General features: G+C 42.3%; 21 protein-coding genes. 8 read left to right on the top strand and 13 right to left on the bottom strand.

Going from position 1 to position 23558, the window contains the following annotated elements:
- Positions 1 to 114: 114 nt before the first annotated feature.
- The 3 genes from BMW59_RS17220 to BMW59_RS17210 are packed head-to-tail and all read right to left on the bottom strand — an operon-like array spanning position 115 to position 1297.
- Entirely contained in the window at positions 115 to 717 is a 603-nt protein-coding gene (locus BMW59_RS17220) for a Fic/DOC family protein (protein ID WP_093054794.1), read from the bottom strand.
- Positions 710 to 889 (bottom strand): hypothetical protein, encoded by a 180-nt coding sequence (locus BMW59_RS17215; RefSeq protein WP_093054792.1) that lies wholly within the window; start codon positions 887 to 889, stop codon positions 710 to 712. Before BMW59_RS17215 ends, BMW59_RS17220 begins: the two co-directional genes overlap by 8 nt.
- Positions 890 to 943: 54 nt before the next feature.
- Positions 944 to 1297, bottom strand: coding sequence for a hypothetical protein (locus tag BMW59_RS17210; protein WP_093054790.1), 354 nt, complete (start codon positions 1295 to 1297; stop codon positions 944 to 946).
- A 186-nt stretch (positions 1298 to 1483) separates the two neighbouring features.
- Here BMW59_RS17210 and BMW59_RS17205 point away from each other — a divergent pair, with 186 nt between their 5' ends.
- Entirely contained in the window at positions 1484 to 2338 is an 855-nt protein-coding gene (locus BMW59_RS17205; protein ID WP_093054787.1) for a DegV family protein, read from the top strand.
- Between the two features lie 144 nt (positions 2339 to 2482).
- Entirely contained in the window at positions 2483 to 3376 is an 894-nt protein-coding gene (locus tag BMW59_RS17200; RefSeq protein WP_245733200.1) for a DMT family transporter, read from the top strand.
- 45 nt (positions 3377 to 3421) lie between these two features.
- Here the strand turns inward: BMW59_RS17200 and BMW59_RS17195 are convergent, their stop codons facing one another.
- The 5 genes from BMW59_RS17195 to BMW59_RS17175 all read right to left on the bottom strand — a co-directional run bounded on the left by BMW59_RS17195 (position 3422) and on the right by BMW59_RS17175 (position 10328).
- Positions 3422 to 4858 carry an aldehyde dehydrogenase family protein gene (locus BMW59_RS17195; protein WP_093054783.1) on the bottom strand — a complete coding sequence of 479 codons (1437 nt, stop codon included), beginning with the start codon at positions 4856 to 4858 and terminating at the stop codon, positions 3422 to 3424.
- Between the two features lie 30 nt (positions 4859 to 4888).
- Entirely contained in the window at positions 4889 to 5923 is a 1035-nt protein-coding gene (locus BMW59_RS17190) for a homoserine dehydrogenase (RefSeq protein ID WP_093054781.1), read from the bottom strand.
- Positions 5924 to 5967: 44 nt separating this feature from the next.
- Entirely contained in the window at positions 5968 to 7167 is a 1200-nt protein-coding gene (locus tag BMW59_RS17185) for a cystathionine gamma-synthase family protein (protein WP_093054779.1), read from the bottom strand.
- A 96-nt stretch (positions 7168 to 7263) separates the two neighbouring features.
- Entirely contained in the window at positions 7264 to 8472 is a 1209-nt protein-coding gene (locus BMW59_RS17180) for a M24 family metallopeptidase (RefSeq protein ID WP_093054777.1), read from the bottom strand.
- A 173-nt stretch (positions 8473 to 8645) separates the two neighbouring features.
- A complete protein-coding gene (locus BMW59_RS17175; RefSeq protein ID WP_093054775.1) occupies positions 8646 to 10328 on the bottom strand; it encodes a PucR family transcriptional regulator in 1683 nt (560 codons plus the stop codon).
- 257 nt (positions 10329 to 10585) lie between these two features.
- Between BMW59_RS17175 and BMW59_RS17170 the strand changes: the two genes are divergently transcribed.
- The 3 genes from BMW59_RS17170 (at position 10586) to BMW59_RS17160 (ending at position 14378) form a co-directional block, all read left to right on the top strand.
- Entirely contained in the window at positions 10586 to 11935 is a 1350-nt protein-coding gene (locus BMW59_RS17170) for a sodium-dependent transporter (protein ID WP_245733192.1), read from the top strand.
- 254 nt (positions 11936 to 12189) lie between these two features.
- Positions 12190 to 13359, top strand: a complete 1170-nt coding sequence (locus BMW59_RS17165; protein ID WP_093054771.1) for a M20 metallopeptidase family protein — start codon at positions 12190 to 12192, stop codon at positions 13357 to 13359.
- Positions 13360 to 13484: 125 nt separating this feature from the next.
- Complete coding sequence (locus BMW59_RS17160; protein ID WP_093054769.1) at positions 13485 to 14378, top strand: ROK family protein; 894 nt, start codon at positions 13485 to 13487, stop codon at positions 14376 to 14378.
- Positions 14379 to 14381: 3 nt separating this feature from the next.
- On the opposite strand, the gene BMW59_RS17155 is transcribed toward BMW59_RS17160, so the two are convergent.
- Entirely contained in the window at positions 14382 to 15110 is a 729-nt protein-coding gene (locus BMW59_RS17155) for a MurR/RpiR family transcriptional regulator (RefSeq protein ID WP_093054867.1), read from the bottom strand.
- A gap of 265 nt (positions 15111 to 15375) precedes the next feature.
- Between BMW59_RS17155 and BMW59_RS17150 the strand changes: the two genes are divergently transcribed.
- Complete coding sequence (locus BMW59_RS17150; RefSeq protein WP_093054767.1) at positions 15376 to 16698, top strand: 6-phospho-beta-glucosidase; 1323 nt, start codon at positions 15376 to 15378, stop codon at positions 16696 to 16698.
- 296 nt (positions 16699 to 16994) lie between these two features.
- Here the strand turns inward: BMW59_RS17150 and BMW59_RS17145 are convergent, their stop codons facing one another.
- Positions 16995 to 17369, bottom strand: coding sequence for a hypothetical protein (locus BMW59_RS17145; RefSeq protein ID WP_093054765.1), 375 nt, complete (start codon positions 17367 to 17369; stop codon positions 16995 to 16997).
- Between the two features lie 157 nt (positions 17370 to 17526).
- Between BMW59_RS17145 and BMW59_RS17140 the strand changes: the two genes are divergently transcribed.
- Complete coding sequence (locus BMW59_RS17140) at positions 17527 to 18435, top strand: phosphatase PAP2 family protein (protein ID WP_093054763.1); 909 nt, start codon at positions 17527 to 17529, stop codon at positions 18433 to 18435.
- Between the two features lie 48 nt (positions 18436 to 18483).
- On the opposite strand, the gene BMW59_RS17135 is transcribed toward BMW59_RS17140, so the two are convergent.
- The 3 genes from BMW59_RS17135 to BMW59_RS17125 form a co-directional block, all read right to left on the bottom strand.
- Positions 18484 to 18795, bottom strand: coding sequence for a redoxin domain-containing protein (locus BMW59_RS17135; protein WP_093054761.1), 312 nt, complete (start codon positions 18793 to 18795; stop codon positions 18484 to 18486).
- A gap of 9 nt (positions 18796 to 18804) precedes the next feature.
- Positions 18805 to 19002 carry an ABC transporter substrate-binding protein gene (locus tag BMW59_RS17130; protein WP_143051257.1) on the bottom strand — a complete coding sequence of 66 codons (198 nt, stop codon included), beginning with the start codon at positions 19000 to 19002 and terminating at the stop codon, positions 18805 to 18807.
- 176 nt (positions 19003 to 19178) lie between these two features.
- Positions 19179 to 21284 carry a catalase gene (locus BMW59_RS17125; RefSeq protein ID WP_093054865.1) on the bottom strand — a complete coding sequence of 702 codons (2106 nt, stop codon included), beginning with the start codon at positions 21282 to 21284 and terminating at the stop codon, positions 19179 to 19181.
- Between the two features lie 575 nt (positions 21285 to 21859).
- Between BMW59_RS17125 and BMW59_RS17120 the strand changes: the two genes are divergently transcribed.
- A complete protein-coding gene (locus BMW59_RS17120) occupies positions 21860 to 23542 on the top strand; it encodes a SulP family inorganic anion transporter (RefSeq protein ID WP_093054757.1) in 1683 nt (560 codons plus the stop codon).
- The last annotated feature ends 16 nt before the right edge of the window (positions 23543 to 23558 follow it).

Here is a 23558-nt window from a genome sequence, read left to right as displayed (position 1 = left end):
TGTCTTTTTCTACTAAGCATACCCTTTTGGTTAGCCGTTTAACACCTTTTTTCCCTAACTTCAGCCTACTGTTTCATACTATTCAAAAACACTAAAAAAGGTGCCGGCAACATGCTAAGGGCTGCCTGACACCTCCTGATAAATCAGCTGATTCATGACTTTTTTCAAAGGGCCTAACCGTGTCGTTGATGCGATCGAAGCCTTTAATATTGTTTTCTCATTTGCTCTTGCCCAGTCAAGCACAAATCCTCCATGCAGAGCCAAAGTCCGGATAAATTCCCTGCAGGAACGGCCGTTTCCGTCTCGAAAGGGGTGCAGTACATTAATCTCCGCCAAATAAAAAGCAAGCAGAGCCGCCATTTCTTCATGATTATGGTTCTGCCATACTTCGTTTTGGATTCTTGTAAAAAGTTTTTTTGAACTTTCTTCCAGATGAATGGCAGGGGCGAATGTAAACCCTCCCTTAGAGATATTTTCCACCCTCAGTTTTCCTGCAAAAGAATAAATGTCCTGAAATATGTAATAATGAATAGCTTTTAAATGCTCCAGGTTAAAGTCCCCGCTTACAGGCTGAAGCTCTAATTCGGTCAGCCTTTTTGAGGTTATCACCGCATCCATTTGCCTCAGCTGTCTTTCTTCCCTAATATTAAAATGGTTAATCAGTACTCCTGTCCCAGGATAACAGTACGCTGATTCCCCCGTTCCATATTTACTCATTGCGGGTCAGTTCCAGTGCTTTTTTCATAAAGGCATCATGACTGATCCTGCCGAGCAGCTGGTCTTTCACAAGTTGTTCCTGCCTTTCGCTCAACGTTAACCCTTCAACAGCAAGCGATGCTTTCGCTGATTTAAGTGCAGTTTCGACTTGACTTAATTTTCTCACCTGCATCTCCACACCTTTCGCATTCACACTACCCTTAATTATACTATATTTTCTATCAAGTTAAAATGCAGCCTCCTTCTTTTTCGCATAGATATGATGTATAACCGCATTAGCAATATATAAAATTGCCAGGACAGCAAAAAATACATTCCAGCCGACTACATAATAAAAACTGTAATCCCTGAGATTAGGAAAATCGAGATGGGCAGGGTCCGTAAAACGGGATAGAAAAAAGTGGTAAATGGCCAGTGCGAGTAGAAAAGTAAACACCGTCTGGAAAGTGATATAAAAAGTCGTTTTAATTTTCGACATTTGAATTTTATCTATCAATACGAAAAATAAATAGCCTACACTGAAAAAATTCATCATCATTAACACAACAAGCAGAATAATGAGAGTGGCTTCATTTATCATCCTAGACCTCCTCTTTAATTATTAATCACTTCCATTATATAGCAGGTGATCCAGTCTATACGAGTATTTAGTGCTATTTTTTTGACGAAAAAGATCAATGTCAGTTATTAGTACTTGGTATAAATTTTAATAACTTGTATAATAAAACTAACTTAAATGAAATTGGAAAGTGAGCTGAACATCTTTATGACTAAAAAAATCGCGTGGGTGACAGACAGTACAGCTTATTTAACTAAAGAACTTTCAGAACATCCTGATGTTTATGTCCTTCCGCTCTCGATTATATTTGATGGAGAGGCATTTGAAGATGGTGTTGAGTTAACTACAGAAGAACTGTATGAAAGAATCCGTTCAAATAAAGAAGTGCCGAAAACTTCTCAGCCATCAGCCGGAAGGTTTGCTGAACTTTATGAAAAGCTTAAAGAAAACTATGATGCTGCAGTGGCAGTTCATATTTCCAAAAAATTAAGCGGAACATATAACAGTTCAGCTTCAGGGAGAGATTTGGCAGAATTCAATGTCCAGCTTGTAGACTCCTATTCGATGTCTTATGCCATTACAACACTTATCGAAAAAGGAATGATTTTAGCTGAAAAGGGAGTGCCGCCTGAGGAGATTCAAGAGAAGCTTCAGCAGGCTGCCTCCCGTTCAGAGAACTACTTTTTACTTGGAAGCCTGGAACAATTTTATAAAGGCGGGAGAATGTCCGGCACTCAATACCTCCTTGGAAATATTTTGCAAATTAAGCCGATTATACGGATCACACCAGAAGGAGAATTTGAGTTGTTCCAAAAAGTCCGTTCAGAGAAGAAAGCAATTAAACGGATGCTGGAACTTTTGGGTGAATCTTACAATAAATACCGTATAAATCAAGTCCAGATCATGCATGGCAATATAGAAAGTAAAGCACAGGAACTAAAATCAAAGGTAAAAGAAATCTTTCCTGACCTTGATATTGTTATCGGGGAGATCAGCTCCTCTATTGCTGTTCACGCTGGAGAAGGCACTTTAGCAATGATTTGGCACAACGAAGATAAATGATGGTATGATGAAAGAGTCTTTCCATAAAGCTGGGAAAGACTCTTCTTCTTTTTATGAAAACCCGAAAGACAGCTCAACAGCCTGCCGTATAAGAACATTATAAAAAAGCAGGACATCTCGTAAAAAGGAGGGCTTCTGTTGAAAGTGAGCACAGCTTACTTAATGGTTATTATCGGTGCTGCCCTCTGGGGAATAACAGGCCTTTTTGTCCAGTATTTATATGTGTATGGGTTCACCCCCTGGGAAGTAGTCGGTATCCGTTTAACCTTTTCCACGGTTTTAATTTTTACATATTTATTATTAAAAAAACGCGCGCTCTTAAAAGTCAGAATAAAAGATCTGCCTTTTTTTGCGGGAACAGGAATTGTCAGTATTGCTTTCTTTAATTACTTCTTCTTTACGGTAATGAATGAGGCGTCCCTTTCACTGTCCGTTGTTCTTCTCTATACGGGGCCTGTTTTCGTAGCTGTTATCTCACGGTTTACGTTTGGGGAACCATTTACAAGCAATAAAGTAACCGCATTAATTTTAATGCTTGCCGGATGCAGCCTCACTGTCGGCCTTCTTCCTGCCGGCCAGTTGAACGTTAGCGCGATGATTATCTTATTCGGCTTAGCCTCAGGCTTTTTCTACGCCCTATACAGCATATTCGGAAAATATGTCAGCAGCCGGTATCACACGTTAACCATTACAGCCTATTCCATGCTGTTCGGTTCGTTCTTTTTAGTGCCTACAAGCCAATTATGGACTAAAGCGGAATTATTTGCAGAACCGGGTGTGATTATGAACGGGCTGGGGCTTGCTTTGTTTGCAACCGTTCTCGCTTACGCCTTTTATACTTATGGTCTGACCTACGTAGAGTCGAGCCGTGCTGCTATTTTATCCACAGTGGAACCTGTGGTTGCAATTATTGTTGGCACTGCTCTGTTTAATGATATGCTGTCCATTTGGCAGGCCGCTGGAATGCTGTTCGTGATACTCTCTGTCCTTCTGACTGTTCAAAAGAAGAGACAGCCTCTCAAGAAGAAGGCTGCCTAAGGTTTCTATTCTTTTGTCTCACCCTCCTTTCTTCCCGCCATTCCATCAGCTAAGTTTAAAGCAAACAACCTTAGGCTCCGTCATTTCATTAATGGCATGGCGGACCCCTTCTCTTCCCAGCCCTGACCCTTTTACTCCTCCGAAAGGCATTTCATCAATGCGGTAATCACTGCTGTCATTAACCATAACTCCTCCTGCATGAAGATGGTGTACAGCGTAAAAAGCGTTATCTATATTTTTAGTGAAAATACCAGCCTGAAGCCCATAGTTTACTTCATTGGATCGTTTGACTGCTTCTTGTAAATCTTTAACTGCTTCAATTAGCACGACAGGACCAAAAACTTCTTCTTTATATATTTTAGAGTCGCTGGAAACATTGGTTAGAACAGTAGGTTCATAGAAGGCGCCATTCCTTATTCCTCCTGTTTCAATAACAGCCCCTTCATAAACTGCTTCCTGAACCCAGTCTTCCACTCTTCTCGCCTCTTTTTCATTAATCATAGGCCCTATATCGGTCCATTCAGACATTTTATCGCCGGTTTGCAATTCTTTTGTCCGTTCCGTAAATGAAGACACAAACTCATGATAAACAGGTGTTTCTACTAAAATCCGCTGGACTCCTATACAATTCTGTCCGGCTGCTGAAAAGGCTCCTGAGACAGAGTTGGCCACCGCCTCAGCCATGCAGGCATCTTTTAATACAATAACTGGGGAATTGGAGCCTAATTCCATTCCGACCTTCTTCAGCCCTGCCTGGTGGGCGATCTTTTTGCCTGCGTCAAGTCCCCCTGTAAACGAAATCATCTTAACAGCAGGGTGAGTCACCAAAGGTTCGCCAATATCTTTGCCGGCTCCGGGAACAACGGATAAGAATCCTTTTGGCACCCCTGCGAAATCAAATGCGTGAGCTAACAGGAGAGCACTTAACGGAGTAGCGGAAGCAGGCTTTACGACGACCGGATTACCCGCAGCAAGGGCCGGACCGACTTTGTGGGCAACCAGGTTCAGAGGATCATTAAACGGTGTAATTGCTCCAATTACTCCAATCGGAAATCGGTAGTGGTAGCCCGTTCTGTTTTCACTGCCTTCCCTCTGATCAAAATTTATTGTTTCTCCGCGGATTCTTCTTACTTCCTCAGCGCTGATCCGGATAGTCTGCACAGCTCTTTTTACTTCGCCTCTGGCTTCATTGATCGTTTTACTTCCTTCCAAAGCAATGGTCTTGGCATAAGTTTCGTGATTCCCCTCAATATAATCGGCTGCTCCATTCAAAACCTTTATCCGTTCATGGGCTGGCCATGAGGAGAGATGCTGGAAAACATCCTGTGCTGTTTCGATTGCTTTCAGCATATCTTTACTGCTGGCTAATGGAACTTTAGCAATGACCTGGCTATTTTGCGGATTTTTTACATTAAAGGTCTCTTTTCCGCTCACCCATTCTCCGGCAATGAACATTTTTTCAGTACGAACTTTCGTCTGCATTCCCGACGCACCACCTTTCTTCCATTAAATTTAATAACTCCTTTTTCGGGAGTGAATCAGGTCAATCAGAAGGGAATAACCGGTTTCAACCAGTCCCGCCCCTGCCCCAGTCAGCATAATCGGACCTGCCAGATCGCAGTCATACGTAATGGCATTTGTCGCTCCCCCTACAGTTGCCAGCGGATCAGCATGGTCAAGGAGTTCAGGCTTTACGGAGGCTTCTATGCCATCTTCTGTCCGTTTGATTTTAGCGATAAGCCTCCAATGCCGGTTGTTATCCAACGCCTCCTGTAACTTATCTTTCGTCAACTTTGTAATTCCTTCGCACGGGACATCGTCTGCGGTCAGCGAGGCCCCCATTACGACATTTGCCAGAATGACTGCTTTATATCTGGCATCAAATCCTTCAACGTCACTAGTGGGATCTGCTTCTGCATACCCTTTTTCCTGAGCGGTTTTTAAAGCTTCCTCATAACTTGATCCTTTCTCCATTTCAGTCAGCATAAAATTTGTCGTTCCGTTTAATATACCTTTTATTTCTTTAATTTCGTTCCCAGCCAAGGTAGTAAACGGCAGCCTGAGCGCGGGAGTCCCGCTCATTACTGTTCCTTCAAATCCCCAGAAGGCACCGCTCTTTTCAGCCAGTTCACTTAATTCTTTGTAGGCAATCGCCACTGGTCCTTTATTTGTAGTCACGACACTTTTTTTACTTTCAAAAGCAGCTCTGCAATGATCAATTGCCGGCTGGCCTGTCTTCACATCTGTATAGGTGACTTCTATAATGACATCGGCATTCGATTCTCTTATTGTCTGGAAATTATCCCATCCTTTTATTGTTGATGCACGCCCCGGATAATTCTCTAAATGGTTATGGGTCGATACGGTTTCCAGCAGTGTTTCTTCATCCAGTCCGTCAGGATCATAGACCGATCCCTTCATCATATCTGCCACAGCTACAATGACAGGAGACAGACCAAGTTCTTTACTCAGCTTTTCTTTTCTTTCCTTTATAATCTTTACGAGCGCCTGGCCCACCCCGCCAAACCCTATAAACGCGATTTTCATAGCAGGTTTCACCTCCTGATTGGATCTCTGGTAAGAAACAGCATTTATCCTTTAACAGATACGCTTTCGGGAAGCGATGCAAATGCCTGTTTTAAATCTTCTTTTAAGTCTTCCACATCTTCAATTCCTGCTGAATAACGGATCAATCCTTCGGCAATGCCTACAGCTGCCCGTTCTTCGGGAGTGCATTCCACATGGCTGGTCGTACGTGCCGGACCAACTATTGTTTCAACCGCTCCTAAATTTGCTGCACGGTTGGCATATTTAAGTTTTGGTAAAAGATGACGGACTGTCTCAATACCGCCTTTAACAGAAAAGCTGAGCATGCCCCCATATCCTCTCATCTGCTTCTTGGCAATCTCATGGCCCGGGTGTTCTGCCAAGCCAGGATAAAAGACAGAGTCGACCATTTCCAGTGATTTTAAGAAGGAGGCTATTTTCATAGCATTTTCATTTTGTTTATCAATCCTCAGCTTCAGCGTTTTCATCCCTCTTAACAACAAATACGCTGCCATTGGATCGAGGGTAGCCCCGTTTATTTCCCTGTAATGGAAGACTTTTTCCACCAGTTCTGCCGGACCGCATAAAGCTCCTCCCAAGGCGTCTGCGTGTCCTCCTAAAAATTTGGTCGCACTGTGAATAACCAGATCGACTCCAAGTTCAAGAGGATTCTGATTCACCGGGGTAGCAAAAGTATTATCAATTATTACCAGAGCCCCCGCCGCTTTCCCTGCTTTCGCCATACGCTCAATGTCTGTAATCTTTACTGTCGGATTTGTAGGTGTTTCCAAATAAAGCACCTGGCACCCTTTGGCGACCTCTTTTTCGATTTCTTCATGATTTCCTGTTTCACATAAAACCACTTCAATCTGCTGTTTTGGAAGGAATTCCGTAAATATTTTATTCGTTCCTCCGTACGTATCTTTTATAGTGACAATTCTGTCGCCAGGGAAGAGAAAAGTGCCTAACGTATTGCTGATCGCAGCCATTCCGGTAGAGAAACTTGTTGCCGCCTCTGCTCCTTCAAGAATTCTTATTTTATCTTCAAAGGCCTGGACGGTCGGGTTCGTATTTCTGCCATAAATATGCCCTTCTTTCTTTCCAGTTGCTACGTCATACCATTCGTCCATGTCCTTATAGCCGAATGACACGCTGTGGACAACCGGTACTTGAGTTGCTCCGAATGCAAGATAGTCGCTTTCTCCTGCCCAAATGGATTTTGTAGAGATTCTAGGTTCTTTCATGTCCATTCCTCCTCTGAATAAATATTTAAAGGCAGCTGTAAACTGCCTTATTCGTTTCTTCAATCCTGGCTGCCAGGCGTTACTAATCACTTGTATTTACGAAATTTCGCCTTCATGCTGATTAAATATAAAAGGGTGCTTAATAATCAGGTCTCTTGGATAGTTTGTGAGCGTTTCTGACCCTTTCTCAGTTACCCTGAATGTTTCGCTGATTTCAATACCGTATTTATCAAACCATAAAGCCGGAATGAGATGAAAAGTCATATTAGGCTGAAGCACTGTGTTATCACCGCGCCTCAAGCTTGCCGTATGCTCGCCCCAGTCAGGCGGATACCCAAGACCTACGGAATATCCCAGTCGTGCTTCTTTTTCGAGACCGTAGCGCCCGATACTCTTACGCCAGACTTCCTCTATTTCGCCGCAGGTCACACCTGGTTTAGCCTTCTCAAGGACGTTGTTAATGCCTTCTGTGACGACTGGCGCGAGTTTTTCAAGGTGAGGCGACGGAGCCCCAATATTGACTGTTCTTGCCAGCGGCACATGATAGCGCTGGTAACAGCCGGCCAGTTCTACAATAACTGAATCACCGTCTTCAAATTTTCTGTCACTCCACGTTAAATGAGGAATGCCTGTATTTTTTCCGGAAGGCAGCAGCGGGACGATAGAAGCGTACTCACCGCCAAACTCTTCCGTTCCTGAAATCATATAATAAGAAATTTTAGCCGCTGTCTCACTTTCTCTGACTCCGGCACGAATACTTTCAATTCCGTGGTGCATCGCCCTTTCGGCCAGTATTGCTGCCTTTTTCATGTACCCGATTTCCTGGTCTGATTTAATCAGCCTTACTTCATTGACAAGCAAGCCTCCATCTTTAAATACAGCATTAGGCAAACCCTTCTTTAACCGTTCAAACGCCTTGGCTGAAAAATAATAATGGTCCATTTCCACACCGATGTTTCTGTTCCCCTGGCCGATTTGCGTAAGAATTTCCGCCATGTAATCCATTGGATGATATTTATCTGAATGGACGTAGTAGTCCGGGTAACCAATAACATTTTCATCGTATATCCACGTTTTCACTTTTGCCCCATTCGCGTCCTGATAACGGCCTAACCATATAGGCTGCGGTTCATCAATGGCAATGGCCACCATCTGATGGACATAAAATGACCAGGCATCATACCCTGTTAAGTAATTCATATTAGCCGGATCAGTAACGAGAAGCACTTCAATGCCTCTTTCTTCCATTTTCTTTTTTGTTTTTTTCAGGCGATCTTGATATTCCAGAAAATCAAACGGCAGCATGTTTAACACCTCTCTTTTATTAACAGAATTTTTAGATATTTCTTATTGTTAATGTATTAAAAAAAGGTGAGAGATGTAATGTGCAAAGTGTATGAAATATTTTTGACTTTTTTTATACACATTCGCATAGTGAAAAGCCCGTTCATTCCAGGAATGAACGGGCACGGGGGATATTATTCTATTTTTCTTAGAGTCCACAGCCTGATACTTAGCTCAAGTAAGAAAATATCATCTGAATTAACCAGCGAGAGTTGTGTTAATGATTCGATATTTCTCAGGCGATAGAGAAGAGACTGCCGGTGCAGATTTAAGGCTCTGGCTGTCTGGCTGACATTACCTTTATATTTATTATAGGTCATGAAGGTGTGGATGAGATCGGTCTGCCGTTTCCGGTCATAATCAATTAACGGCTGAATCGTATCTTTCACAATATTTCTAATGGCCTCTTCACCAGAGATGGCCATGAGCATTCTGTTTATGCGCGTGTCTTTGAAAAACGTCCTTTCGCCCGTTCCAGCCTGCTGTTTGCCTATTTCTAAAGCTGTTTTAGCTTCCTGATAACTTTCATAAAACCCGCCATTAGCATTCTTAGAAGCCGCTATCCCCCACGTTAACTCGACTTCTGTCAACAGTTCATTCAGCCTCCGTTCGATCGTATCCAGAAACTGGTTAGCCGTCTCGGTGTGTAAATGATGATCCGTTTCTAAATAGACTATAACTTCCCCTTCATCAAAAGTTGCCATTGTTTTTCGCCCGATTAATTTACCTGCATTTGTAATTTCTTTCTGGATATAGTAATTGAGGCTTTGTAAAGATGAGGTCGGGGGATTATCCTTTTTAAGCTTCGGGACTAAAGATGTTTCCTCTTTAAGCCTGATTTCACCGGCAATACAAATATAAGTTAAACTTAAATCATAACCGAGAAGCTCTGCCTTAGAATTCAAATGCTGCTGGTCAGCATGCTGCTGTTTTGCAAGCTGTAATATAAAATTATCCTTCAATTTAATTTCAGTCATTTCAATGGCATTCTCTTTTAAAAAATAGAGAGCGCATGCGGTAAGCGCATGTTCCAGCACATTCATAACAAACCATGTCAGACTTTCTTCTTTTTCGAGCTTAAACCAAAGAAAACCTTGCTTCCTGTGGTTAGTTGCTATTAAAATCTGATACCACTTTTCCCCTCCTACCTCGTACTCTTCTATATGAGGGTACAAGGGGTGTTCCATGTAGGTGACATTTGAAGACTCTTCAGGTGCTGCCGTCTTTTTTTCATTGTTTTTGAATTTAAGGAGAATGTTATTCCCCACATTTTTGGAAGCCCGGATCAGCCTTGTATAATCAGTAATAACGACAGGTATGCGAATATGTTTGTAAAGTGCTTCTGCTATCTCCTGCAGGCCCTTGTTCTGAAGGACATCATTAATCAGTTCCTGCCTGATTTCCTCTGTCCTCTGGCGTTCTGATTTTTTGTCCTCGTTTATTTCTTCCAAAACCATTTGCATAATATCACCAAAACGGACTTCCCATGGAATATCTATAATAATAAAATCGTGGTCCCCTGCTATTTTCAAAATGTCATCAGGGATGTCAAACACATATCTTCCAGTAGCAAATCCTAAAGCGGAGGCTCCGGATTGAATGACGTCTTTTACAAACTGTTCAAGTAACTGAGGATCTCCGTGGCATCCAAGTCCTGTTGTTAATACAAATTCGTTTTCTCTCACAAAATTTTCAACAGGCATTTCAATAACTGAAATCCATTCAATCTGCTTCTTATCCAAAAGGTCACCGCCTGCTTTAACTTGAGCCGATTTTAAAATCGGCAACGCTACAATATCCGCTGCAGTCAGTCCCATTCACACACCCCCGTTTCCTTACACCATACCTTCTTAAACCTTGCACTTCCTTTTGTAATTTGAATTTTCTGTTTATTAAATTTTCTCATGAAAGTCCATCTGTGACAATATTTAACTTTACTATTTTGAAATGGTAATAATTCACTTCTTACATTTCACCGAAAAATCAAAATTAACTGACACATCTTATTAGTTTTATGATATAGTATGAAATGCAATTATTTTTACACTTCAACGTTTTAAAGGAGGAAATTGTTGTGAGTGACTTAAACAATGGCCGGGAGCAATGGGGATCCAGGCTCGGATTTATTTTGGCAGCTATGGGATCAGCCGTTGGTCTCGGCAACATTTGGCGCTTCGCTTATGTGACGGGTGAAAGCGGAGGGGCTGCATTTTTACTTATTTATATTTTATGTATTTTAGCTATTGGAATTCCTATTTTAATGGCAGAATTCACAATTGGACGAAGAGCCCAAAGTGATGTCGTCGGCTCTTTCCAGGAAATTACCCCTGGTAAGCCTTGGGTTGTTGCAGGTTTTCTTGGCGTTGCCTCAGCATTTATTATTCTGTCTTTTTATGGCGTTATAGCAGGATGGTCCTTGCATTACTTCGTGCAGTATTTGAGCGGAGGACCTGCCATTGGAGCAGAAGGGGGCTTTGCCGACTATTTTGTAGCTTTTCATACAGGTAATTTTGAGCCTTTACTCTGGCAGTTTATTTTCATGGGGATTACCGTAGGGATCGTTTATGTAGGGGTCAAAAAAGGCATTGAAAAATCAAATAAAATTTTAATGCCTCTTCTGGCCATTTTAGTGATTGTGCTTGCCGGTTACAGTTTAACATTAGGGGGCGCCCAGGAGGCTCTGGACTTTCTGTTCACTCCTGACTGGAGCCAGCTCGCTAATCCTGAAGTTTATTTAGCGGCTTTAGGCCAAGCTTTCTTTTCATTAAGTCTTGGAATGGGGGCTTTAATTACGTACGGCAGTTATTTATCTAAAAAAGATAAACTGCCCGGAGCAGCGGTCAGTGTGGCAGGCCTGGATACGTTATTTGCGATCCTTGCCGGTCTGATGATCTTCCCTGCCGTATTTGCTTTTGGGATTGAACCGGATTCAGGTCCAGGACTTGTCTTCATTACGCTTCCTGGAATTTTTGACAGCCTTGGAGGTGGCATGATTTTCGGCCTTCTGTTCTTTTTCCTGCTCAGTGCAGCTGCTGTTTCTTCCGGGGTTTCATTGTTAGAAGTGGCTGTGGCATATTTTATGAGAAGGTTCAGCTGGTCCCGCCAGAAAGCAGCTTTAATTATCGGTTTTATTATTTTCTTAATCGGAATTCCATCCTCACTTGGAATGGGGGCACTATCAGGGGTAACCTTCTTTGGCAGAGATATATTAGATTCTATGGATTTTATCGCCTCAAATGTCTTCCTGCCTTTAGGCGGTTTGCTTATCGCCTTGTTTGTCGGGTGGGGCTGGAAAAAAGCCGATGCTCTGGAAGCTTCCGACTTCGGAGACACAGCTGTAGGAAACGGATGGGTGATCATTTTAAGGTTCATTGCGCCTGTAGCGATTTTCATTATATTCTTAAGTTCTATTGGGGTATTTTAATAAAGGAAAGCAGAAGAGACAAAAGAATAGTGACCATAAAGAAAGCCGAACAAATATTTTTACGATATTTGTTCGGCTTTTTGCTTTTGCAGCAAAAGAAGAGGAACTAAGAATAAAGATAGTGATTTCAGGCCGCCAGGTGGAAGCTTGCCCAGGGGCTTGTCTTCAGCTAAATTCAACTCGGCAGCCGCTCACTTTCTTGATCTTCTTTATGATAGGATACAAGTAACGCTAGTGAGAGTGAGGGATGCTTTGTGGCCAATAATTATGAATTACCTTCTGAATTAAAAGAATGGATTATCAAGCAGCGGAGATACCTGCACAAATACCCCGAATTATCCCACCGTGAAATTAAAACCCGGCAATATATTAGAGAGCAATTAGAGCAAATGAACCTTCGCCCGGTTTCTTATACAGGCAAAGATGTAGTCGCTGATCTTACAGGAAGCAGTACGGGACCTGTCATTGCAGTCAGGGCTGATATGGATGCTCTGGAAGTTGAGGAAGAAACAGGACTTCCTTTTGCATCTGAAATTCCGGGTGTTATGCATGCCTGCGGACATGATGGCCACATGGCTATTGTGCTGGGGGTGGCCAAACATTTATCTCGTCATCCGAAAATGGTCAACGGAACAGTCAGATTTATATTTCAGCATGCAGAAGAAACTGTTCCTGGCGGAGCGGAAGAATTGATAAAAGCGGGAGTTTTGGACGGGGTATCTGCCATTCTGGGCTGCCACCTGTGGGAACCGCTCCCCAAGGGAAAAACAGGTTTTCTGGGAGGACCGGTTATGGCAGGTGCTGACAGATTCTCAGTCTCCGTCCAGGGCAAGGGCGGACACGGCTCTATGCCGCATTTAACTGTCGACCCTGTCCTTGTTTCCACTCATGCCATTCAGCAGTTATACCATATTGTAAGCAGGCAAGTCGCCCCTAATTATCCCGCCGTATTGAGCATTGGAGAATTGAAAATGGGGTCTGCTTATAACATTATCCCAGATAAAGCATATTTCTCGGGAACGGTACGCTACTTCAACCCTGAGGTTCAAAAGCTATTTCAAAAGAATATAAAGCAGATCATGGAAGGTGTCTGCACGTCTTTCGGTGCGTCATATGATTTCGATTACGACATCGGCGAACCGCCGCTTATTAACGATGACTCACTCATCAATTTTGTAAGGAAGCAGGCTGAAGACGTTTTACCATCCGGAAAAATAGTTCCGGCCCAGCAAAGCCTCGGCGGTGAAGATTTTGCCTATTATTCCAACGAAATTCCAGCCGCTTATTTCTTCCTTGGCATAGGGGATCCGGGCAAAACATACGGCCATCACCACCCTAAGTTTGATATTGACGAAGAGATGATGGCAGCGGGGACAGAAATTCTGCTCAGATCCGCAGTCAATTTCCTGAAAACTAATCAATAAAACACTGTGTTCCTCTTAAGGAACACGTTACTTTTTAACTGACTTTATTCCTTATTAAACAAAATCTATTTACTGCAGACCAATAACAAGGAATACTTAAATTATAAATTAAGGCGGGGGACACTATGAGATTACAACACTATCTGTCACTTGATATAGGCGGTACAGATGTTAAATGGGGAATTTTAACTTCTAAAGGAGGGATTATTAAAAAAGATAGTTTCCCTTCCAAAGCAGACGGAGGAACTATTCTGGCAGGCATTAAAGAAATCATTTCTGATAACTATCAGGAGATCTGCGGTGTCGCCATCAGCATGCCCGGATTTATAAATCCTGAATCAGGTTTTATTGAAAAAGGTGGCGCCATCGTTGCCTTTGACAAGTTCAATTTGGCAAACGTTCTGAATGAAGAGTTTAATTTACCGGTCTCTATAGAAAACGATGTTAACTGTGTAGCCCTGGCCGAGAAATGGCTGGGTAATGGGCAGAACCTTTCAGACTTTATTTGTTTAACTGTAGGCACCGGGATTGGAGGGGCACTTATTTTAAACAATCAGTTGTACAGGGGGAATGCCTTCCGCGGCGGAGAATTTGGATATATGATCACTCACGGAATCCAAATGACCACCCCTCTTAAAGGCAGCCTGCACCAAGCTGCTTCGTTGTACAGCCTCCGAAAAAAATACGCAAACTACCATTCACTTCCTGCCAGTAAAGTGACAGGGGAAATGGTTTTCCAGTCTTATGATGCAGGAGACCCTGCAGCCGAACAGATCGTCTCAAGTTTTTATCAAAATTTAGCTATTGGCATATATAATGTTGCCTCAGTTTTAGACCCGCAAAAAGTGCTGATCGGAGGGGGAATCACTTCCCGGCCGACTTTCCTGAAAGAAGTAAAACACCAGCTCTTATATATTGATCAGCTCTTTAATATCGACATTGACACATGCCTTTTTAAGAACAATGCGGGCATGATAGGTGCATTGGCCTTCCATCTTGAAAAATACGGAAATGGATAACCTTTAATCCTTCACTTTCTCAAAAGTGACTTTACCGAGTGTTTCAATTAAATAAAGCACTGGAAGCTGTGTCGTGATATTAGCCGTATCGTTAAACTCTGTGCTGATATAGTAGGCTAAGGAATAATCGGCAATCTGGGCGGCGGTACACGTCTTGGTATTAGTAATACTTACGATGGCCGCTCCCTCTTCTTTCAGATTATGCATCTGGGAAATAATATGCGGGGTCTCACCGGAAACCGAGAGGACGATCGCTATACTGTCTTTAATTTGTTTTCCGTGAATTGGAAAGAAAGGATCATTTATAGCGGAAGAAAATTTATTCAGGCTTGAGAAATAGCGTGCGCCATATTCTGCAAGAATACCCGAACTTCCAGTACCAAGAAACACCACATGCTCGGCCTCAGCTACCTTTTCAGCAATCTCATTAATTTGTGACTGGTAATCTGTTTTCAACGTCCTCTCCAGAAATTCATTCATCGTTTCATACGACTCGTTAAGCGGAGCTTTACCGGACTCCTGAAGATAAAGTTTAAGTTTCGTTTTGAATTCTGAGTATCCTTCACAATCAAGTTTATTGCAAAAGCGCAAAATAGAAGTAGGAGACACATGCGTGGCTTCGGCAAGTTCCCTTATTCGCATATAGATCACTTTTTCACCATGAGAAAGTATGTACTGATATAATCGGGAATCTAATTCTGAGAAACGTGACAGCTGCTCAGCTGTAAACATAGGCATCGTCCTTTTTAACAAGCTTTAAATCCTGTTGATAATGATAATGGGAGTCCTGTACTCACCGGACAAATGGGTTAAGGCGGATGCCGGCGACCCCAGATTAACTTCCATGGGAATCCGCAAATCGCCGGGGCCTCACCCCTCTTAGTAAAAAGGGAAAAGTTCAAGGTAATCGGCGGCTTTGAAAAATCTTTATAAAATTCTTTACCCACCTATTATACAAAATCATTAATCCAAAAGAAAAATATAAGGAGTGTTATTTATGACAAAAAAGCAAGGGTTAAAAATTGCCACAATTGGCGGAGGATCGAGCTACACCCCTGAACTGATTGAAGGATTTATTAAACGGTATGATACCCTTCCAGTCAGGGAACTATGGCTCGTTGATATTCCCGCTGGAAAGGAAAAATTAAATATTGTAGGAAACCTTGCGAAACGCATGGTAAAAGAAGCTGGGGTCCCTATGGAAATTCATTTGACTCTGGACCGGGAGGAAGCTTTAAAAGATGCTGACTACGTTACGACCCAGTTTCGCGTCGGGTTACTTGATGCCCGTGCGAAAGACGAAAAAATTCCATTAAAATACGATGTGATTGGACAGGAAACTAACGGTCCCGGCGGCCTTTTCAAAGGACTTCGCACAATCCCCGTTATTCTGGATATTATAGCCGATATGGAGAGGTTATGCCCGGAAGCCTGGCTGATCAACTTTACTAATCCCGCTGGTATGGTTACAGAAGCGATTTACCGTCATTCAAACTGGAGAAAGGTCGTCGGCCTGTGCAATGTACCTGTGGGGATGAAAATGGGAGTCGCTAAAGCCCTTGATGTAAAACCCGAACGCGTTCACGTCGATTTTGCGGGGCTGAATCATATGGTTTTCGGACTGGATATTTACTTGGACGGAGAATGCATCACTGAAGAAGTCATTGAAAAAATAACTTCCGAAGGGTCTTCTATGACTATGAAAAATATTGTGGATTTAGGCTGGGAACCGGACTTCCTGAAAGCTTTAAAACTGCTCCCTTGCCCTTACCACAGATACTATTATAAAACGGCGGACATGCTCGCTGAAGAGAAAAAAGATGCTGAAGAAAAAGGAACGCGGGCAGAAGTGGTACAAAAACTCGAGAGGGAACTGTTTGAGCTTTATAAGGATGTGAATCTGAACAAGAAACCTGAACAGCTCGAAAAACGCGGAGGAGCCTATTACAGTGACGCGGCCTGCAACCTGATTGAGTCGATTCACAACGATCGGGGCGATGTTCAGCCTGTTAATACACTTAACAAGGGAGCTATAGCAAGTATACCGGACGACTCTGCAGTGGAAGTCAATTGTATGATTACTAAAAGCGGCCCCAAACCTGTTGCAGTGGGTGACCTGCCTGTCCCTGTACGCGGACTTGTCCAGCAGATTAAATCCTTTGAACGGGTGGCGGCCGAAGCAGCGGTCACAGGAAACTACCAAACTGCCCTGCTTGCTATGACGATTAATCCTCTCGTACCTTCTGATATTATCGCCAGGCAGATTTTAGACGAGATGCTTGAAGCACATAAAGAGTACCTTCCTCAATTTAATAAATAATTATACGACTGCAAGCGGACCGCCCAAAGAACAGGGCGGTCCATTTTATTTGGGTTATCGCGGATTCTACCTTATAAAATTAATCTTCTGCCGTATAATAGTGGGATTCTACCGGATAGAATCATTACTCTACCATATAAAATCAATACTCTACCGTATAATTGCGGAACTCTACCGGATAAAATCACCACTCTACCATATAACATTTTTCGACAAACCTCGCCACCTGCAGGAACTCTCCCCTTTCCCCGTTTAAAAAGCCCTTTGCTTAGAGCAAAGAGCTTTTTAATATCCGGTTAATCTTTGCTGTTCCCGTCCAGCACATTTTCATCAATGTATGCTTCTTCTGTTTGTCTTAACTCGTCCATTGCTTCATCTACATTGTTTTTATCGACTTCAAACTCGAGAATGTGACTGAAGTCTTTGTTTTCGTCCCTGGTAATCATATCTTTCAGCTTGTCTACTCCACCGCCGACTGCTGCCGGATTTCCTGGTGCAGCGGAACCAGTTGTTCCTGAATTAAGTGCCGGTACAAGAACCAGCCTGTCTGGACTGCCTTCATCCGGTATTTTATCCACTAAAACATTAGAAACATTCACTTTTCTTAAACGCGCAGCTGCTTTTTCCGCTCCATCTTCAGATTTAAAATAAGCCTGAATTTTTTGAGTCATTGTGAACAACCCTTTCCTTTGTTGGCATTTCTTAACCTTTTTCCCTTTCAAACCTATTAATAAACAGCTGCCCGCATAAATGGCTTTTTTAAAAAAAGGATATATTTAAATAATGTCGAATTGGTAAAAGATGTTTTAAATGGGAGGAGTCCGATAGATGACCGAAACGCATATACTTATTGAATTTACCAAACTTCAAAACCCTGTATTAGATTTAGTTGCTTCACTGTTTACTTTTTTAGGAAATGAAGAATTTTATTTTCTTATTATACCGTTAATCTACTGGTGTTTTTCCGCAAAAACCGGTTTTCGGCTGTTTTATATTTTCCTTTTATCGGTCTATATTAATTCATTTTTGAAGATAACTGTAGCTGTTGAGAGGCCCATTGGCACAGAGGGAGTCAATTCTATTTTTATATCGTCTGCTGAAGTAGGAAGCCATTATCCTTATGATTCTTTTCCGAGCGGACATGCCCAGGGATCCGCCACACTATGGGGTTATTTAGCTGCAGTGGTACGCCGCAAATGGTTTACAGCCGCCGCACTCTTTCTGATCTTATCCATTTCACTTTCAAGACTGTACAGTGGCCTTCACTGGCCTTCCGATATTGTCGCAGGTCTTATTCTAGGGGGCCTTGTTATATCGGCAGGAATTTTTGTCCAAAAAAGAATCATTTACTTACCCGATTACTTTAAATGGCTTTTAGGGCTGGTCCTTCCGCTCTTTCTCGTAATTATCTTCCCTGAAGAAGAAGGAATGAAATATGCAGGTATCTTATTAGGTGCAGGAATCGGCTATTTCGTTCAGGAAAGAGCTGTCAATATGCAGATTGATAACAGGGTATGGCGCAGGTCTGCCGCCTTTATACTGGGGATAACAGTGACCTTCGCCTTACAGTCAGGGTTAAAAGCTTACTTTCCCGAAACTGTTTTATTTGATTTCATCCGTTACGGAGTGATTGGTATATGGATTACGCTTGCAGCTCCTTACCTCTTTATGAAAACTGGGCTGTATAAAAGAAAGTCCCGTTTTTCCATTCCTCCCGATTATGTCGTTTTCCGATAATAAAAGCCGTCCTTAATCCGTAAAAATACGGCAGGACGGCTTTCTTATCTACAGATCTTCAAGTGTTTCCATTATTTCATCCCTGTTTTCTCCAACAAGATAATCGGTTTCTGTAACGGCACTGTTTGTTTCCGGGTTCACTGCCGTGTAGCCGCGGTAAATCGCCTGGCTCTCCATATCTATAAAACCAAACTCTGTTCCAAATTCAAATTGCTCGTCTGTTAAAAGCTCGAAGTCAAGTCCTTCGCCTTCCATGACCATCCTGTGGCCCTGCGGGTCACTTGGACTAACGCCGTAAACCGTGTAGCCCATAGCTTCGATCTCTTCTATATACGGGTTCAGCTCAACTAGCTGAGATATACAAAGTCCTCAGTCGACACCTGTAAAGTAAAGGTAAAGGGCTTTCTCACCTTCCTGGAGCACCTCTGTTTCTTCAAAGTCTGTATTTACCAGAGTCATATCATAATCTCCAGGGTTATAATCTCCTGACTCTTCATTTGTTCCGCATGCTGCCAGAAGAAAAACAACAGACATAGTTAAAATTGTTCCAAATAATAATTGCTTCATCTTAGTCCCTCCTCCCATTTATTGCATTTCCTCCTAGGATACCACTTAATGGGGGCAATCAAAAGAACTTCTTAACCTTAATTAAACGGTTCAGTTAAAGAAATGAACTGCAAGTCCAGTCCTTCAAACTGGATGCAGTTCATAACATTACGTGCCTTACAAGCAGCAAAGGTGTATCAGCCGCTGATTTTAGTGTCCTGTTTTTCCCTCATCCAGTGACGGTGCTGCGCAATAGCGTTCGTGAATTCCTGGTTAAAAGCATTTAAATCAGGCGCATTTACCACTTTTACAACACCAAGGTCTGAGTGAACTGTTCCATCTTGAGGAGCATCTGCCAACATCGGCTGTTGAATGTTTGAAGCTGTTAATAATTCAACGCCTTCATTCACCGCTCCTATCGTTTTAGCGTGGAAAAATGTGTCACTGACAAATTCTTTTGGATCTTTAAGCCCTTTTAATTTATCCGTTGACATTCTGCCTCCAGGGATAAAGAGAGCATCGTACATAATGGCTGCGGTAGTGGCATAACTTTTAGTAACTTCAAGCTGCTGGCCATGTTCACCCGTCATCATTCCCTGTTTCTCACTGATTAATTCTGCTGCCACTCCAGCACCGGCTAATGCAGTCATCACCTCTGTCACATGGTTATAGTTAAAGCCTTCTTCAATCAGAATAGCCACTTTACGTGTTTGGGCAGTTTTGACTGTTTTTTCCTGGCTCACTGCTGGTGAAGACGCTGTCACTCCTGTGCCTCCCGGGCTTGCAGGCGGGTTAACTCCGATTCCTTCAGCAATTTGTCTTGCAAGATAACCATCCACATTGTTAAACATATCAACAACGCGCTGTTTAATCTGCTTGTCCCGAACGCTCCCTACTTCAAAATGGAACGCTTTAATAATATGCTGCTTTTCGGCCTCGGACATGCTATTCCAGAAAAGTGTCGCCTGGCGGAAATGATCTGCGAAACTGCCGCTTCGTTTACGGACTTTTTGCCCCTCCACCTTTTCAGCATAGTGGGTAAATCCGTTGTCTTCATCCGAAGCCGGTATTGGTGAGTTATTTCTTAAAGAGTTAGGTGAATAACTCACTTCCCCCCGGTCAATACTTCTCCGGTGGAAGCCGTCCCGCTGATTATTATTCACCTGTGCAATAGGACGGTTAATTGGAATTTCATGAAAGTTAGGCCCGCTCAATCTGAGAAGCTGAGTATCAGTATAAGAGAAGAGACGGCCTTGCAGCAAAGGATCATTACTGAAATCAATGCCCGGAACCACGTGTCCCGCATGAAATGCCACTTGTTCAGTCTCAGCAAAGAAATTATCCTGATTTCTGTTCAAAGTCATTTTACCAATCAGCCTTACGGGACTGACCTCTTCTGGCCAGAATTTAGTTGGATCCAGAATATCAAAATCAAATTTAAATTCATCTTCTTCATCGATCATTTGCACGCCAAGTTCATACTCAGGGAAATTACCCATATTAATCGATTCCCATAAATCCCGACGATGGTAATCCGGGTCTTTTCCAGCAAGTTTCTGGGCTTCATCCCATACAAGGGAATGGACTCCTAACTTTGGTTTCCAGTGGAACTTGACGAATCGTGCTTTTCCTTCTTCATTGACAAACCTGAACGTGTTGACTCCGAAACCTTCCATCATCCGGTAGCTTCTTGGAATTCCTCTGTCTGAAAGAAGCCACATGATCATATGGGCGGTTTCTGTATTACTGACGACAAAATCCCAGAACGTATCGTGGGCAGCCGATGCCTGAGGGATTTCATTATGGGGTTCCGGCTTAATAGAATGTACCACGTCAGGAAATTTTATAGCATCCTGGATAAAGAAAACCGGAATATTGTTTGCGACTAAATCGTAATTGCCATCTTCTGTGTAAAACTTAGTAGCAAATCCTCGTACATCACGGACAGTATCTGCAGAACCCCGGGAGCCTACTACCGTAGAAAAGCGCACGAATACAGGTGTCTTTTTAGAAGGATCCTGTAAAAACTTAGCTTTTGTAAATTCCTTCATGGGCTCATATACCTGAAATTCTCCATGAGCCCCAAATCCTCTGGCGTGAACGACACGTTCAGGGATCCGCTCATGGTCAAAATGGGTCATTTTTTCCCGAAAATGAAAATCTTCCATTAAGGTAGGACCCCTGTCGCCCGCTTTTAGGGAATCATCTGTATTGGTCACCCTGACTCCCTGATTCGTGGTTAACTTTGTATTCCTGTGATCCACCCGGTATTGCTCCAATTGCTGATTCTTCTGGTTATCCATGCTTGGCTGGTCGTTGTTGTCCACTGTTTATACCTCCTTATGTTCTTTTTCTTAATGGCTCTGTTATACTTTGATTTTCGCTTCAGAAAGCTCGCTTTTCCCGCCGGAGCATCGCCCCTTCCGCTACAATCAACCTCTGATTTTAGTAAACAGTTGCCCTTAATACAGCCATCTCAATTGAACTGCTGATTAGTGCTGCATTGGAAACGCTGGAAATGTATTTAACATGTAGTCTTTTCCCTGGCGCTCTTTTTATTCAATACGAATAATGAGCGGCAGCCATAAAAAAACACACTATTTTCAGTGCGCCGGCCGGGGGGAGAGCTATTAGTTTTTCCTCCAATCAAGGCATTGGGAAAATAAGGGGATCTCCTGATGTCTTTCTCTTGGGTCCTTCTTTTATGATAAAAAGTAATGATTTTCTGTTCATTCCCTTAAATAATGAATTCTTGCGCTCACTTTTTAAACTAAAATACTTAAAAAATTGCACATTAGTTAAAACTCGTTTGACTATTCAACCGGGTGTAATCCAAGGGAAATAGTATCGAATTCATTGTTAAAGGGGACATAAAAACATGATTAAACGCTTTGTACCTGCAGTTGATTGGTTGTCAAATTATAAGAGGGGCGATCTTTCAGGAGATTTCCAAGCCGGCCTGATAGTTGCTATTATGTTGATTCCTCAAGGCATGGCCTATGCTATGCTTGCCGGGCTCCCTCCTGTTGTCGGCTTATATGCGTCAACAATTCCTTTGATTCTTTACGCGCTGTTAGGCACCTCCCGTCAATTATCGGTAGGCCCCGTAGCTATGGTTTCCCTCCTTGTCCTTACAGGGGTCTCAACAGTTGCTGACCCGGGAACAGAGGAATACGTGAGCTTAGTTATCCTGCTCATGCTGATGGTTGGTATTATTCAATTAGTAATGGGATTATTTAAATTGGGGTTTATAGTGAATTTTATTTCCCATGCAGTCATTAGTGGTTTTACTTCTGCAGCTGCTATTATTATTGGAGTCAGTCAATTAGGCCATTTATTCGGCTTTGATTTTACCAAGGGAAATAATGCTATCCTGAGAATAATTGAAGCAATACAGCGAACAGGAGACATTCACCCTGCCAGCTTCTTAATAGGAACTGTAAGTATTCTGGTTCTCCTCCTCATAAAGAAACTTTCAGCGAAAATACCAGCTCCTCTGATTGTAGTCTTTTTTATGATTGCAATTGTTAAAGTTTTCGGGTTAAACGAAGATGGAGTTAATATTGTAGGTAATGTGCCTGATGGACTGCCTTTATTTTCTATTCCTAATATAAGTCTTGATTTAATACTGACTCTGGTGCCAATAGCCGTGACTATTTCCCTAATTGGATTTATGGAATCCATTGCCATGGCCAAAATGATTGCTTCAAAAGAAAAATACAAAATTATTCCTAATAAAGAATTAATTGCTTTAGGCACAGCTAACATAGGCGGGTCATTTTTTTCAGCCTACCCTGTTACAGGAGGGTTTTCCAGATCTGCTGTTAACTATCAGTCCGGTGCCAACACGCCACTGGCCAGTATCATAAGCGCCGGGATAGTATTAATTTCTTTGTTGTTTTTTACAGACCTCTTCTATTTTTTGCCTAATCCTGTGCTAGCTGCAATTATATTAGTTGCGGTCTACAGTTTGATTGATTTTAAAGAATTGAAACACTTATATAAAGTGAGCCGGATAGACGGATGGGTCTGGCTGACCACCTTTACGGGAACTTTGATACTGGGAATTGAAGAAGGAATCCTTATCGGCATCGTCTTTTCTTTATTAATTTTAATTATTAAAAGTGCTTTCCCTTACATTACCGAATTAGGTTTTTCTGAAATAAGTAAAGAATATGAAGATATTCGGGTAAGGACTGAAGCGAAAGTCAGCTCCGGTTCAGTCATTGTAAGAATTGATTCCTCTTTATATTTTGCTAACGCTCCATATTTGGATGAGAAGCTAAATAAAATGAAGGGTAACTTAAATGGGGTGAAGCGGATCATCCTTGATTTCAGAGGTGTTAATTATATTGATGCCACTGCTATTCACAGCTTGGAAGACATTATTGAAGAATACCACTCTGACCAAATATCTGTTGTTTTTACAAACATAAAAGACGCTGTTCAAGATAAATTTAAGAAGGCTGGTTGGGAGAAAAAATGGGGGCAGCCTTATCAGTATACATCGATCGAACACGCTTTAACCTCAATTGAAGAAAAGAAACAAAGAAAAGTCTGAGTTACAAGTTAACAGG

This window comes from Salipaludibacillus aurantiacus (assembly GCF_900111295.1).
In the GTDB taxonomy this organism is placed as follows: domain Bacteria; phylum Bacillota; class Bacilli; order Bacillales; family Salisediminibacteriaceae; genus Salipaludibacillus; species Salipaludibacillus aurantiacus.
This window is presented reverse-complemented; position numbering and strand designations above follow the sequence as displayed.